16 protein-coding genes are annotated in these 12858 nt (G+C 45.2%); 1 reads left to right on the top strand and 15 read right to left on the bottom strand.

Translation table 11 applies throughout. The features are described from left to right. Nucleotide 1: 1 nt before the first annotated feature. The 13 genes from VQ048_RS00585 to VQ048_RS00645 form a co-directional block, all read right to left on the bottom strand. On the bottom strand, nucleotides 2-499 hold the full coding sequence (locus VQ048_RS00585; protein ID WP_327609744.1) for an NADH-quinone oxidoreductase subunit J family protein: 498 nt from the start codon (nucleotides 497-499) through the stop codon (nucleotides 2-4). Then, nucleotides 499-1047: a NuoI/complex I 23 kDa subunit family protein gene (locus VQ048_RS00590; protein WP_327609745.1), complete on the bottom strand. Its 549-nt coding sequence runs from the start codon at nucleotides 1045-1047 to the stop codon at nucleotides 499-501. The genes VQ048_RS00585 and VQ048_RS00590 overlap by 1 nt, the downstream gene beginning before the upstream one ends. 86 nt (nucleotides 1048-1133) lie before the next feature. Continuing rightward, complete coding sequence (gene nuoH / locus VQ048_RS00595; RefSeq protein ID WP_327609746.1) at nucleotides 1134-2195, bottom strand: NADH-quinone oxidoreductase subunit NuoH; 1062 nt, start codon at nucleotides 2193-2195, stop codon at nucleotides 1134-1136. A 53-nt stretch (nucleotides 2196-2248) separates the two neighbouring features. Then, the gene (locus VQ048_RS00600) at nucleotides 2249-3268 is read right to left on the bottom strand and encodes an NADH-quinone oxidoreductase subunit G (RefSeq protein WP_327609747.1); all 1020 of its coding nucleotides are present in this window, start codon (nucleotides 3266-3268) and stop codon (nucleotides 2249-2251) included. A gap of 35 nt (nucleotides 3269-3303) precedes the next feature. Continuing rightward, entirely contained in the window at nucleotides 3304-4119 is an 816-nt protein-coding gene (locus tag VQ048_RS00605) for a hypothetical protein (RefSeq protein ID WP_442872805.1), read from the bottom strand. A 33-nt stretch (nucleotides 4120-4152) separates the two neighbouring features. Continuing rightward, nucleotides 4153-5511, bottom strand: a complete 1359-nt coding sequence (nuoF, locus tag VQ048_RS00610) for an NADH-quinone oxidoreductase subunit NuoF (protein ID WP_327609749.1) — start codon at nucleotides 5509-5511, stop codon at nucleotides 4153-4155. A gap of 11 nt (nucleotides 5512-5522) precedes the next feature. Next, nucleotides 5523-6032: an NADH-quinone oxidoreductase subunit NuoE family protein gene (locus VQ048_RS00615; protein ID WP_327609750.1), complete on the bottom strand. Its 510-nt coding sequence runs from the start codon at nucleotides 6030-6032 to the stop codon at nucleotides 5523-5525. Nucleotides 6033-6095: 63 nt separating this feature from the next. Further along, entirely contained in the window at nucleotides 6096-7319 is a 1224-nt protein-coding gene (locus VQ048_RS00620) for an NADH-quinone oxidoreductase subunit D (protein WP_327609751.1), read from the bottom strand. A gap of 65 nt (nucleotides 7320-7384) precedes the next feature. Continuing rightward, nucleotides 7385-7879, bottom strand: a complete 495-nt coding sequence (locus VQ048_RS00625; RefSeq protein ID WP_327609752.1) for an NADH-quinone oxidoreductase subunit C — start codon at nucleotides 7877-7879, stop codon at nucleotides 7385-7387. 57 nt (nucleotides 7880-7936) lie between these two features. Beyond that, a complete protein-coding gene (locus VQ048_RS00630; RefSeq protein WP_327609753.1) occupies nucleotides 7937-8494 on the bottom strand; it encodes an NADH-quinone oxidoreductase subunit B in 558 nt (185 codons plus the stop codon). A 52-nt stretch (nucleotides 8495-8546) separates the two neighbouring features. Next, complete coding sequence (locus VQ048_RS00635; RefSeq protein WP_327609754.1) at nucleotides 8547-8918, bottom strand: NADH-quinone oxidoreductase subunit A; 372 nt, start codon at nucleotides 8916-8918, stop codon at nucleotides 8547-8549. 120 nt (nucleotides 8919-9038) lie between these two features. Then, nucleotides 9039-9227, bottom strand: a complete 189-nt coding sequence (locus VQ048_RS00640; RefSeq protein ID WP_327609755.1) for a hypothetical protein — start codon at nucleotides 9225-9227, stop codon at nucleotides 9039-9041. After that, on the bottom strand, nucleotides 9224-10357 hold the full coding sequence (locus VQ048_RS00645; RefSeq protein ID WP_327609756.1) for a GNAT family N-acetyltransferase: 1134 nt from the start codon (nucleotides 10355-10357) through the stop codon (nucleotides 9224-9226). Before VQ048_RS00645 ends, VQ048_RS00640 begins: the two co-directional genes overlap by 4 nt. A gap of 114 nt (nucleotides 10358-10471) precedes the next feature. Here VQ048_RS00645 and VQ048_RS00650 point away from each other — a divergent pair, with 114 nt between their 5' ends. Further along, entirely contained in the window at nucleotides 10472-11161 is a 690-nt protein-coding gene (locus VQ048_RS00650; protein WP_327609757.1) for a zinc metallopeptidase, read from the top strand. A gap of 6 nt (nucleotides 11162-11167) precedes the next feature. On the opposite strand, the gene VQ048_RS00655 is transcribed toward VQ048_RS00650, so the two are convergent. Next, nucleotides 11168-11773, bottom strand: a complete 606-nt coding sequence (locus tag VQ048_RS00655; protein WP_327609758.1) for an IMPACT family protein — start codon at nucleotides 11771-11773, stop codon at nucleotides 11168-11170. Beyond that, nucleotides 11763-12812 carry a bifunctional diaminohydroxyphosphoribosylaminopyrimidine deaminase/5-amino-6-(5-phosphoribosylamino)uracil reductase RibD gene (gene ribD, locus VQ048_RS00660; protein WP_327609759.1) on the bottom strand — a complete coding sequence of 350 codons (1050 nt, stop codon included), beginning with the start codon at nucleotides 12810-12812 and terminating at the stop codon, nucleotides 11763-11765. Before ribD ends, VQ048_RS00655 begins: the two co-directional genes overlap by 11 nt. Nucleotides 12813-12858 lie beyond the last annotated feature (46 nt).

Genomic DNA, 12858 nt, shown 5'->3' on the forward strand with positions numbered 1-12858 from the left:
CTTATAAATCTCTTTTACCGATTAATACCGCTCCTACGATTCCGGCAAGAATAAGGATGGATGCCAGTTCGAAGGGTAGTACATATTCATTGAAGAGTAGTCTTCCCAAATTTTCGGTTAATCCTACGCCGTGGTCAAGGCCTGGTTGAGGAGCAGTCGAATGGCTTAGACCTCTGAAAGCTCCCAACGAACCAATGAAAAATAAGCAGGCACTTAGTACACCGATTAACTTTAGTGTATTTTGTTTGCGGCTTTCATCGGCTTTGTTCAGGTTCAACATCATCAGGATATAGAGGAAGAGCACCATGATGGCTCCCGCATATACGATAATCTGTACAATACCTAAGAATTGAGCATTAAGCAAGACGTACATTCCTGCAATCGAAAACATCGTTACAATCAAGGAAAGTATAGCGTAAAGCGGATTGCGTGCAAAAACAAAATACACGGCACTGACGACAGCGATGGCTGCTACTATAAAAAATAAGACCTGTTCCATTATTTCACTGCATTTTTTTGTCGTTCGGTTTGTCGTTCGGTGATGTCAACCCGTTGGGTAGGGTCTTCTACCAATTTGTCTTTTCCGTAGACAAAAGAGCCTCGGTTGGTTTCCACGTCCACGAGACGGTCTGTCAGGTAAATGGCCGATTTCGGACAAGCTTCCTCGCACATCCCGCAGAAGATGCATCTTAGCATATTGATCTCATAAGTGGAGGCGTATTTTTCTTCACGATAGAGGTGTTTTTCGTCTGCTTTACGCTCTGCAGAAGTCATGGTGATGGCCTCCGCAGGGCACGCTACGGCACAAAGACCACAAGCGGTGCATCTTTCTCTTCCTTCTTCGTCTCTTTTCAGTACATGTTGACCTCTCCATATTTTGGCTCTTGGTTTTTCCACTTCGGGATAGGCGTATACCTTTCCTTTCGAACCTTCCAGAGCGTGCCTTAACGTGATGCCCATTCCTTTCACGATGGCCGGAAGGTAGAGCTTCTCCATGAAGGTCATCTCTTTTTTCGAGGCTACTTTGGACCTGTTTGTCAGTTTCATATTGTTATTTTATTTTTTTTGATCCGAGGCTTTTGCCGGCCGGTTCAGATCTTATCTCATCTAAATTTTGTTTTGGGGCGTTTTTCTTAGGCTCCGACTAATAGAATCACGGCTCCTGTAATCACCAAATTCAGTAATGCCAAAGGGATAAGGGTCTTCCATCCCAAATGCATGAGTTGGTCGTAGCGGAATCTCGGAATAGTCCAACGAATCCACATGAATATCAAGATGCCGATGACCGACTTACTTAGTAGGGCGATAACGCTCAATACGGCTGCAGTGTTCTGTCCCCAGTTTTCAGTAACCCATTGGATGCCAGGATAGTTGAAGCCTCCGAAGAACAAGGTGGCGATCAAAGTATTGGCAATAAACATATTGACGTACTCCCCAAACATGTACATCCCGAAGTTCATGGAAGAATATTCGGTCATATGCCCGTTCACCAATTCGGATTCGCATTCCGGAAGGTCAAAAGGATGGCGGTTGGTTTCTGCAAGCGCAGCCACTACAAAAATGATGAAAGCCAACGGTTGGTAGAAAATATTCCAATTGAACCCATCGGCATTAAACAATCCCCAAAGTTTTCCGCTTCCTTGGTCGGCTACAATTTGGTTAAGGCTTAAACTCGAACTCATCATAATGATGGAAAGAAGGGCTAAGCCCATGGCCAATTCGTAAGAAATCATTTGGGAGGAAGCACGGATGGCTCCAAGCAAAGAGTATTTGTTGTTTGAGGCCCATCCACCAATCATGGTGCCATAGACGCCTACGGAAACCATGGCAATAAGGAACAAGACGCCAACGTTAATATCGGCAACTTGTAGTGCAAAATCTTCTCCTCCAATATTGACAGCACTTCCCCAAGGAATTACCGAGCCGGTAATCAAGGAGATAAACATGGTAAGGGCAGGCCCTAAAATGAAGAGAAATTTATCGGCACTGGAAGGGATGAATCCTTCTTTGAAAAAGAGTTTTCCGCCGTCAGCCAATGGTTGCAAAAGACCGAAGATACCAGCTCTGTTAGGGCCTATACGGTCTTGAAGTGCAGCGGCCACTTTACGTTCCCCCCATGTGGAGTAGGCTGCAACGCCCAAAGAAACGGCAAAGAGGGATACAACGAGTATGATTTTAAAAACTAATGGATCCATCGGATGTAAGTTCAAATATTATGTTTTAATTCTACTGCTTTAACGTTTGGAGGCTAAATAATCTTATCGCCTTGTTGGTTTTTATCTTCGGAAGAGATTTGCTTAGCCTCTTTGTTGTCGATTTGACGGAGATAGTTTTCCGGTTTTTCGTAGTGGTTCAAAGAGATAACCGAATGGCGGTCGATCGATCTAGGGCCTTCGATGGTCCAAAGGGACGGATCTTTCTTTTCGAAACGGCATTCGTTGCAAATCCAACTTTCGGCTTCTCCGTATTGGTCTTGCCTTGTGGTTACCCGAATAATCTCTTCGCCTTTCATCCAAAGTACGGCTTTACCCGAGCATTTGCTGCATTGGCAAGAGGCATTAACGGGCTTGGTAAACCATACTCTGCTGGCAAACCTGGAGGTTCGATCGGTCAATGCCCCTACAGGACACACGTCAATCACGTTACCGTAGAAATCGTTGTCCAAGGCCTTATTCAGGTAGGTGGAGATTTCTGCATGGTCGCCACGGAAAAGAATCCCGTGTTCCCGTTTTTCGGTCAGTTGATTGGCTGCTAATACGCATCTTGCACAAAGAATGCAACGGTTCATGTGGAGCTTGATGTAAGGCCCGATGTCTTCGGGTTCAAACGTTCTTCTCTCAAATTCGGTTCGGGTGGACTCCACGCCGTGCTCGTACCCGAGGTCTTGCAGATGGCATTCTCCGGCTTGATCGCATACGGGACAATCCAAAGGATGGTTGATAAGCAAAAATTCGGTAACGGCTTTGCGGGCGCTTTGCGTCCGTTCGGAGGTTAGGTTTTTAATTTCCATTCCGTCCATAACGGTTGTCCGACAGCTTGCCACTAATTTCGGCATTGGTCTGGGGTCGGCATCCGAACCTTTGGATACCTCTACCAAACACGTTCGGCATCGCCCTCCGCTGGATTCCAGAGGTTTGTAATAACACATTGCAGGCGGTACGGAGGCGCCTCCGATTTGCCTTGCGGCTTCCAATATGGTAGTTCCGGGAGCCACTTCGGTGGTCTGTCCGTCAACGGTTACTTTAAATTTTTTAACTTCTTCGCTCATAGCTCTGCTTTTTGCCTTTTGCCACAGCTTTAGGCTTATTTGTTTTTCTTTGTGTTAAATGTATAACCTATCCCGAAATTAATTTGGGCAAAGGCAAAATCTTGTAATGCCTTGTCGGGTTTGTTATTCAATGTGGTTTTGATATCGGGCATATTGATGTAGCCAAACTTTCCTTCCACACGGGCAAGAAAATGCTTCCATACTACGAAATTAAGACTGGTTCTGGCATCCAGTCCGAAACCGGCCAAATGGAAACGGTCGCTTCGTGCATTATCATGCAGGGTGATATTGGATTTCGGGATTAAGACGCCGGCACCGGCACCATAGGCCCAAACGATATCAAATTTTTCCTTATCCATTATTTTCTTGTGCTTTTCCAGTCCCAAATTGACGTAATTCAATCCATCCGTATGCTCAAAGGTAAGAAACTGGCGGTCGCTAAGGTCTACTTTTCCTTCTTTTACCATAGCGGCATACACCGGGTCGGAAATCTTTCCGGAAAAGTCTACGGTTTGGTTTTGATCCATCACGTATTTCATATGATCCAACGAGAGAACCAAAGCCACGCGATCGCTTACAAAATAACCGATTTTGGCATTGGTCTGAGGGATGGTTACTTTAGTTGGATGGAAATAGGTTCCCACGCTGAAAGGCGTTTGACGGTCGTGTGCCACCACCTTATGCAGAGTGAAATCGTAGCCGTCTCCTTTGAAACGAATGTCAGAATTGCTGTAAAGAGCCTGATTCCATCCCCAAAACAAAAACATTTGTCCTTTTTGGGCAAAAGGCTCTTGGGCAATACCCCAAACCGAAAATAAGGATAAGAGCAATAATGTAAAAGAACGCTTCACTTTCATCACTGAGGATTATTTGGTTTTCAAAATTTAAGCTTCACCTGTTTTGGCAGGAATGGGATCTGCATAATTGGCGATGCCGTAATTTTGTTTTTGGCATAATTCCGGGTTTTTAACGTGCCACTCGAATTCGTCACGGAAATGACGTATGGCCGCTGCTACCGGCCAAGCCGCGGCATCCCCTAGAGGACAAATGGTATTCCCTTCGATTTTGCTCTGGATGTCCCAAAGCAAGTCGATGTCTTCCATGGTGCCTTTACCGGATTCTATTTTTTTCAATATTTTGTACATCCAGCCCGTACCTTCACGGCAAGGGGTGCACTGCCCGCAACTCTCGTGATTGTAAAATCTTGCAAGGGTCATGGTATGCTCCACGATGCACTGATCTTCGTCTAGTACGATAAATCCTCCCGATCCCATCATGGTTCCGGTAGCGAATCCGCCTTCGGCTAAAGATTCGTAGTTCATGTATCGAGGTTCTCCATTAACAGTTTTCAATAGAAGGTTGGCTGGCACAATTGGCACGGAACTTCCTCCTGGAATACAGGCTTTCAGTTTTTTTCCGTTTTTGATACCACCGCAATAGTCTTCAGAATAAATGAAATCTTCGACGGTAATGGTCATGTCGATTTCATAAACGCCGGGTTTGTTGATATTACCACAGGCGGAAATCAATTTGGTTCCGGTAGAGCGTCCGACTCCTATTTTGGCGTATTCGGCACCGGTAATATCTATAATTGGAACAACCGCTGCGATGGTTTCCACGTTGTTGACCACCGTAGGTCTTTCCCAAAGCCCTTTCACAGCAGGAAAAGGAGGTTTTAATCTAGGGTTTCCGCGTTTTCCTTCCAACGATTCCAAAAGAGCGGTTTCTTCGCCACAGATGTAGGCTCCTCCACCTCGTTGGACGTATATTTCCAAATCAAAGCCTGTTCCTAGAATGTTTTTGCCCAAAAAGCCGGCTTGTTTGGCTTCTTCAATGGCTTGTTCCAAAATATCGGGAATCCAAGAATATTCTCCTCGGATGTAAATATAAGAAACGTTCGACCCCAAGGCGTAAGAGGAAATCAGCATCCCTTCAATGAGAAGGTGAGGGATGTACTCCATCAAATAACGGTCTTTGAAGGTGCCGGGCTCGGACTCGTCCGCATTAACCACCAAGTGTCTTGGGACGCCTTCCGGTTTGGCCAAAAAACTCCATTTCATTCCCGTAGGAAATCCGGCCCCACCACGTCCTCTGAGCCCAGAAGTCTTTACTTCTTCCACAATTTGCTCGGGAGTCATTTTCAGGGCTTTTTCCGCCGCTTGGTAACCGCCTTGTTTGCGGTAAACCTCAAAGTAGCGGATTCCTTCTACATGGGCATCTTTAAGTAAAAGCTTTTTACTCATTTTATATCTGATTAATCCAAAGCAACGGCTCCTTGACGGCAAAGTTCAAGAATTTCGTCAACTTTTTCAATGGTTAAATTTTCGTGATAAAATTTGCCTAATTGCATCATCGGCGCATAACCGCAAGCACCAAGACATTCGGCGGGCTTCAATGTAAAAAGTCCGTCTTCGGTAGTTTCTCCGTCTTTGATGTTGAGTTTGGTGCGGATGTGATCGAGGATTTTTTCGCTCCCGGAAATCATACAAGGCCCAGTCCGGCAAACTTCCAAAACGTATTTCCCTACCGGTTTCATGTTGAACATGGTGTAAAAAGTCGCCACTTCGTAAACTTCAATCGGTTTAATATCAAGAAGTTGGGCGACGTAATCCATGACGGGAATATCCAACCATCCGCCAAATTCTTTTTGGGCAAGATGAAGAACCGGAATAAGAGCCGATTTTTGACGGCCTTCGGGGTATCTCGCGATAATTTTATGTACCTGCTCTAAAACTTCAGGTCTGAAAGCAATAGTTTCGCTCATTTTATTTAAGTTAAGAACTTCCGCAATAGCGAGGCGTTCTGTTTTTGGGTTAGAAAATCAATTTTAGGCGTCCAATTCGCCTGCGATGACGTTCATTGAACACATGGTTAATACCGCATCGGAAATCAGTGCCCCTTTGATCATCTCAGGGTAGGCTTGGTAATAAATGAAGCAAGGTCTTCTGAAATGCAGACGGTAAGGGCTTCGACCTCCGTCGCTAACCAGATAGAATCCCAATTCTCCGTTACCGCCTTCCACACAGTGATAGACTTCACCGGTAGGGATTTCGGTTTCTCCCATTACGATTTTGAAATGGTAAATCAAGGCTTCCATTTTACTATAAACGTCCGCTTTTTCAGGGAGATAAAATTCGGGAACATCTGCATGGTAAGGCCCTTCAGGAAGATTTTTATAGGCTTGTTCAATAATTTTCAAACTCTCCCATACTTCCTGCTGACGTACCATGAAACGATCGTAAGTGTCACCCGACGTTCCGATAGGAATGGCAAAGTCAAAATCCTGATAAGAAGAATAAGGCTGTGCGACCCGAACGTCATAGTCTACCCCGCTAGCCCGAAGATTAGGGCCGGTGAAGGAATAGTTGAGCGCCCGTTCAGCCGAGATGGCTCCTGCATTGATGCATCGATCCATGAAAATTCGGTTTCGTTCGTTCAGCGTGCAGAATTCCCCCCATATTTTCGGGAATTTTTTAAGCCAGTTTTGGAGTAATTCGTGAAATTTCGGGGTGAAATCCCTCTCAAAACCACCGATACGGCCCATATTCGTGGTCATCCTTGCGCCGCAAATTTGCTCGTACATATCGTAGATGGCTTCACGTTCACGGAAGAGATAGGTTAGTCCGGTAATGGCTCCGGCATCCATGGCGGTTACCCCATTGCAGACCATATGATCGGCAATCCGAGCCAACTCCATGAGAATTACCCTCATATAATCCACCCGTTTGGGAACCTCACAGCCGATGAGTTTCTCCACGGTCATGTGCCAACCCATGTTGTTAATGGGAGCGGAGCAATAATTCAAACGGTCGGTTAGAGTAGTAATCTGCGCAAAATTACGCCTTTCGGCTATTTTCTCGAAAGCACGGTGGATATAACCTACGGTTTGTTCCGAATGCAGAATGCGTTCGCCATCCATGGTAAGCACATTTTCGAAAATCCCGTGGGTTGCAGGGTGGGTCGGCCCTAAATTCAGGGTGTAGAGCTGACCGTCAATCTGCTCCTTGCTATCGTATTGGCTGATTATATTTGATAATGCGTTGTCTTTCATAATGTATGGATTAGAGCTCTGAAATACGTTTTAGGTTCTGTTTTCCTTTCGTATTCAAACGTTTTTTAGCGACCGAACATTTTATCGTCCTTATCGGTTCGCGTGCCGTCTTCCAGTTGGTATTGTTTCAACATAGGGTGGTACCCTAAATCTTCCATATTGAGGATTGCGCGCAAATCGGGATGTCCCTTAAATCGGATGCCGAAAAAATCGAACGTTTCGCGCTCCATCCAGTTGGCTCCGGAAAATAAATCCGTAACGGTGTCGAATTCCGCTTCGTCCTTGGAGGCGAAAGCCTTGATTCTCAATCGGAAGTTTTCCACCATGTTATGCAAGTGGTAGATGACACCGAGTTCTTTCTCCTTATTATCGGGGTAGTGAATTCCCGTAAGGTCCGTCAAGAAGATGAATCCCAAAGAAGAATCCTTCAAATGATGGATAATCTTTTTTACGTCCTCTTTTTTCACTTCAAGGGTGAGTAGGTCGTAGGGCTCCGACGCATGGAGAACGCTGTCGGGGAACTCCCTCTTTATAGCTTCTAAAACAAATTCTTTTGTCATATTTTTATTCAAAATCAATATTCTCTTTACGTTACTACAGCTTAAGAGAATATGAAATTATTTTATTCCGTACGATTCCAATAGTGCTTGATATTCCGGAGAATCTCTTCTGCGGATGCTTTCGCTTTCGGCCAAAGCCTGAACCTGCATCACTCCTTCGATAATCTGCTCGGGGCGAGGCGGACATCCGGGAACATAAACGTCTACCGGAATGATTTTATCAATGCCCTGCAAAACCGAATAGGTGTCGAATATCCCTCCGCTGGAAGCACATGCGCCAACAGCAACCACCCATCGGGGTTCTGCCATTTGTGTGTAGACCTGTTTGAGAACGGGGGCTAGTTTCTTCGAAATGGTGCCGCAGACCATCATCATATCCGCATGCCGCGGGGAAAAAGAGTTTCGTTCCATTCCGAAACGCGAAGCATCATACGTAGGGTTAAGAACCGCCATGAACTCGATACCGCAGCAGGAAGTCGCAAAAGGAAGTGGCCAAAGAGAATATTTTCTGGCCATTCCGATAACGCTGCTCAGTTTGGTAACAAAGAACCCTTCGCCCTCGTACCCTTCGGGCGGTTGGGCGTCCATTCTTACTACAGGTTTTATATCTGACATAGTTTGTTCGTTTAATTCAAAAAAGGGTTAGAAAATGTTTTTACAAAAAAAATTATTTGTCCCAATCCAAGGCGCCTCTTTTCCAAACGTACAAAAACGCCAAGAAGAAAACAGCAACAAAGGTGAGCACCGCCATGAATCCGGCCATGCCGAATTCCCTAAAGTTAACAGCGTAGGGATAGAAGAATACAATCTCGATGTCGAACAGCACAAAGAGAATCGCAGTGAGAAAATACTTAACCGAAAACGGCGTTCTGGCGTTTCCTTCGATTTCGACACCACACTCGAAGTTATCGTTTTTTACCGTGTTTTTCTTGTTTTGTTTTGGTCCTAGAAGGTGTGTTCCTGCTATGGAAAGCAAAACAAAGCCCAACGCTACGGCTGCCTGAATGAGGATAGGAATGTAATTTTCTGGTAAATTCATACGACATGATATTTCTCAATCCGCAAATTTAAAGATTTATGAACGAACACCGAAACGAATGACCTTAAAAAAACTTTTTTGCAATGGTTTGAAAGTCTAATTTAGAATAATTACAAATAGTTAAGATTGCTTCCTTTGTTTCATACGTCGCAGGACAATGAATGCCATGTAACCCATATAGAGGAAAAGCAGGCTGGTGTAAAGAATGTTTATCAAGGTGTCCATTCGTTGGTCTTCTGAACGGAAGAATGCATTGTAGAGAATGAACCCCAAGACCAAAACCGCATAGAGGAAAAGCTGTTTTTTCATGATTCGGACAGGTTAAAAGCGTAAGTTCTTCTTCGTTTATGATTAACGGGATTATAGTCTTGCCAAAGCAGCTGGATGGCTTTATTTTCTTCAAGTTCGGGATTGGTTTCCAAGTATCGGACGCCTTTGCTTCGGAAGGTGTCGTAGATTTCCTTGAAGATGATGGAGGTAACGCCTCTTTTTTGATAGTCTGGATGGATGCCGATCAGATAGAAATTGGCCCGATCGTTTTTGCGTCCCGCTTTCAGGAGGTGGTACCAGCCAAAGGGGAAAAGCTTTCCGTTGGCCTTTTGTAAAGCCTTGGAATACGATGGCATGGTGATGGCAAAAGAAATAAGGCGGTCGTTTTCATCGGCAATGCAAACGATGAAGTCTTTGTCGATAAATCCGAAATATTTTTCTTTGTAAGTTTGGATTTGCTGGTCGGTGATGGGGGTGTAGGACGAAAGGTTTTTGTAGGTTTCGTCCAAGAGTTTGAACATGGGCTCCACTAAGGGCAAAATTTCTTTTTTGGAACCAAACCGAAGGACTCTCAAGTTGTATTTGGACTTAATCAGGTCGTTAAAACGAGTGATTTTTTCGGGGAGTTCTTCAGGGAAGACAATTTCGTATTCTACCCATTCTTTTTCTTTTTTTAGTCCGAGTTTTTCCAAATGGGCCGGGTAGTACGGATGGTTGTATAAGCCTATCATGGTGGCCATGCGATCAAACCCTTGGGTAAGCATGCCGGCCTTGTCCAGGTTGGTAAATCCCATGGGCCCCTCAATGCGGGGCAATTGTTTTTCTTTGGCGAGGTCCAAAGCTTTGCCGATCAGAGCTTGGGAAACGTCGGGATCATCGACGAAATCCAACCATCCGAAGCGCAGTTTTCGAACGCCGAGCTCTTCGGCTTCTTTATGGTTAATCATAAGGGCGATCCTTCCGACAATTTTATTATCTTTGTAGGCAAGGTACTGCCAAGCCTGGGAATAGGCTAATGCCGGATTTTCCTTGGGGTTCCATACGTTTTTCTCGTCGTTGATTAGAGGCGGGACGTAGTTGGGATTATCTCGGTACAGCGACATGGGGAAACGGACGAAAGCCTCCAGTTGTTGTTGGTTTTTAACCTCTATGATTTTTACTCCGGACATTTAGTGGATAATTAGATTAGACAAAGATAATCATTAAAACAGAAACAGAGCGGGCTTTTTGGCATGGTTTTTACATCAGAAAAGAGACGAATTTAAAATTAAAATAAATATAAAATGGGAGTTTATTATCTTATCATCGGCGTGGTTTTCATTGTCAGCATGATTGTACAAAACAGGTTGAAATCTAAATTTGCACATTATTCCAATGTTCATTTGCAGAACGGAATGTCGGGTAAGGAAATTGCGGAAAAGATGCTTAGGGACAACGGTATTCACGACGTTCAGGTGATATCCGTTCCGGGGCAGTTGACGGATCATTATAATCCTCAGAATAAGACCATTAATTTATCCGAAGGGGTTTATATGCAGCGCAATGCGGCAGCGGCAGCGGTTGCTGCTCACGAGACGGGGCATGCCGTGCAGCACGCTGTGGGGTATAGTATGCTTCAGCTTCGCTCGAAAATGGTTCCTGCGGTTAATATTGCTTCCAACTTGTTGCAATGGGTTTTGATGGGGGGTATCGTGGTGATGGCAACCAGTGGAAATAAAACCCTGCTTTTGATTGGGGTAATTCTTTTTGCCGTGACAACGGCGTTTGCTTTCGTAACCTTACCGGTGGAGTACGATGCGAGTAACCGGGCGTTGGCTTGGCTTAAGAGTTCGGGGACTTTGGCTAATAAAGCGGAGTATGAGGGCGCTGAGGATTCCTTGAAATGGGCGGCAAGAACGTACGTCGTGGCGGCTTTGGGATCGTTGGCGCAATTGATTTACTTTGCTTCGATGTTAATGGGAAGAAGGGATTAGTTACGGTTATTCTTCAAAACGATAAGAAACCTGATGCATCTCGGACAATTGTTCCGAGATGTTTTCTTTTTGTGACAATTTTACTGCAGCGGTAATTCGGCATTCGGCGTCGGCGGTGAAATTTAGGATTTTGGCGTCGGCTTTATTTAAAATTGTAAATAAGCTGTTTTGCTGGCTAAATGGAAAGCGAATTTCCAACTCCGAAGAAAGTTCACGGGTGATGATTTGGGCTTCGTCTAGGGTGATTTTAGCACTCTCCTTATAGGTTTTGACCAATCCCGAAACGCCAAGTTTGGTTCCGCCGTAGTACCGAACGACGATGAGAAGGATGTTGGTTAGATCGTGAGCCAAGAGCTGATTGTAGATCGGTAGCCCTGCGCTTCCTCCGGGTTCTCCGTCGTCGTTGGCTCGATAATTTTCTCCATTGAGACCTAGTCGGAAGGCGTAGCAGTGGTGCGTGGCTTTAGGATGTTCCGATTTTATTTTTTCGAGCGCGTCCTTTAGTTCTTTTTCGTTATGAACGGGGTAGGCGAAGCCGATGAATTTGCTTCCTTTTTCTTTTAGTAGAGTGTTTTCTACCGCACGGGCAATGGTTTTATATTCAAACAGCATGGGTGAGGTTTCTATAGCATTCGATTAAATTGTTTTCTAAATTTTCGGTATGGGAAGGACGGTGAGGAAAGGAGGGAGCGAAGGTTCCCGATTGGAGGACGAGGGATGGATTTTTGATGATAAAGGCTTCATCCCAAAGACCTGCGCTGATGAATCTTTCAAGAGTATTTGCGCCGCCTTCGACAAGAACCGATTGAATTTCCCTTTGGTAAAGGGCTTTCATGAGATTGTCGAGGGTGTTTTCTTTTTCTATTTTTACGAAAGTGTTTTGGTTGGCCTGATCTTCTTTTTCTAATTTATGGTTGACGATGAGGGTGGGGGCTTCGTTGTCGAACAGTCGAGAATGAGGAGGTACCCGTAAATCGGGATCCAGTAGGATTCGGATGGGGTTGGGGCCGTTTAGCTCCCGGGCGGTTAATCGGGGGTTGTCGTTCAGGGCGGTTTGAGCGCCTACTAATATGGCATTTTCTTCTATTCGGAGTTGGTGCACCCATTGTTTACTGGGGGCGTTGCCAATGGCGGTGGGGGCGAAATTTTCATCCATTCGTCCGTTGGCAGACTGTGCCCATTTTAGAATGATATAGGGTCTTTTTTTTTGGTGGAAGGTGAAGAAACGACGGTTTAGATGTTGGCATTCTTTTTCCAAAACCCCGGTTAGGACTTCTATACCGGCTTCTTTTAGAAGGGCAATGCCTTTACCGTTGACTTTTTCGTGGTGATCCAATGCGCCGATAACGACTTTTTTGAATCCGATTTCTTTCAACGCTAAGGCGCAAGGCGGCGTTTTCCCGTAGTGAGCGCAAGGCTCCAGTGAAACGTATAATGTGGATTCGGGGAGAAGGTTAGGGTTTTTTACGCTGCGGATGGCATTGATTTCGGCATGGGCTTCACCGGCTTTTTGATGGAATCCTTCGCCGATAATCCGTCCTTCGTGAACGATGACGCATCCGACAAGAGGATTGGGGTAAGTGTACCCGAGGGCTTTGCCGGCCAGTTCGATGCAGCGTTTCATATAGCTTTCGTGCGAGAGTCTTGTCATAAGTCGAAATGGTCGAAGACGCGAACGGTTCGCGTCTTCTAAATAA

Origin of the sequence: Bergeyella anatis, from assembly GCF_036016955.1 — a bacterium.
GTDB lineage: Bacteria > Bacteroidota > Bacteroidia > Flavobacteriales > Weeksellaceae > JAYWXI01.

Excerpts from the sequence above, each read along its gene's own strand:
- VQ048_RS00585 (WP_327609744.1), bottom strand. The coding sequence starts at position 499 with ATGGAACAGGTCTTATTTTTTATAGTAGCAGCCATCGCTGTCGTCAGT.
- VQ048_RS00650 (WP_327609757.1), top strand. The coding sequence starts at position 10,472 with ATGGGAGTTTATTATCTTATCATCGGCGTGGTTTTCATTGTCAGCATG.
- VQ048_RS00630 (WP_327609753.1), bottom strand. The coding sequence starts at position 8,494 with ATGTCAGATATAAAACCTGTAGTAAGAATGGACGCCCAACCGCCCGAA.
- VQ048_RS00620 (WP_327609751.1), bottom strand. The coding sequence starts at position 7,319 with ATGAAAGACAACGCATTATCAAATATAATCAGCCAATACGATAGCAAG.
- VQ048_RS00640 (WP_327609755.1), bottom strand. The coding sequence starts at position 9,227 with ATGAAAAAACAGCTTTTCCTCTATGCGGTTTTGGTCTTGGGGTTCATT.
- VQ048_RS00625 (WP_327609752.1), bottom strand. The coding sequence starts at position 7,879 with ATGACAAAAGAATTTGTTTTAGAAGCTATAAAGAGGGAGTTCCCCGAC.
- nuoH (WP_327609746.1), bottom strand. The coding sequence starts at position 2,195 with ATGGATCCATTAGTTTTTAAAATCATACTCGTTGTATCCCTCTTTGCC.
- nuoF (WP_327609749.1), bottom strand. The coding sequence starts at position 5,511 with ATGAGTAAAAAGCTTTTACTTAAAGATGCCCATGTAGAAGGAATCCGC.
- VQ048_RS00590 (WP_327609745.1), bottom strand. The coding sequence starts at position 1,047 with ATGAAACTGACAAACAGGTCCAAAGTAGCCTCGAAAAAAGAGATGACC.
- ribD (WP_327609759.1), bottom strand. The coding sequence starts at position 12,812 with ATGACAAGACTCTCGCACGAAAGCTATATGAAACGCTGCATCGAACTG.
- VQ048_RS00615 (WP_327609750.1), bottom strand. The coding sequence starts at position 6,032 with ATGAGCGAAACTATTGCTTTCAGACCTGAAGTTTTAGAGCAGGTACAT.
- VQ048_RS00655 (WP_327609758.1), bottom strand. The coding sequence starts at position 11,773 with ATGCTGTTTGAATATAAAACCATTGCCCGTGCGGTAGAAAACACTCTA.
- VQ048_RS00635 (WP_327609754.1), bottom strand. The coding sequence starts at position 8,918 with ATGAATTTACCAGAAAATTACATTCCTATCCTCATTCAGGCAGCCGTA.
- VQ048_RS00645 (WP_327609756.1), bottom strand. The coding sequence starts at position 10,357 with ATGTCCGGAGTAAAAATCATAGAGGTTAAAAACCAACAACAACTGGAG.
- VQ048_RS00600 (WP_327609747.1), bottom strand. The coding sequence starts at position 3,268 with ATGAGCGAAGAAGTTAAAAAATTTAAAGTAACCGTTGACGGACAGACC.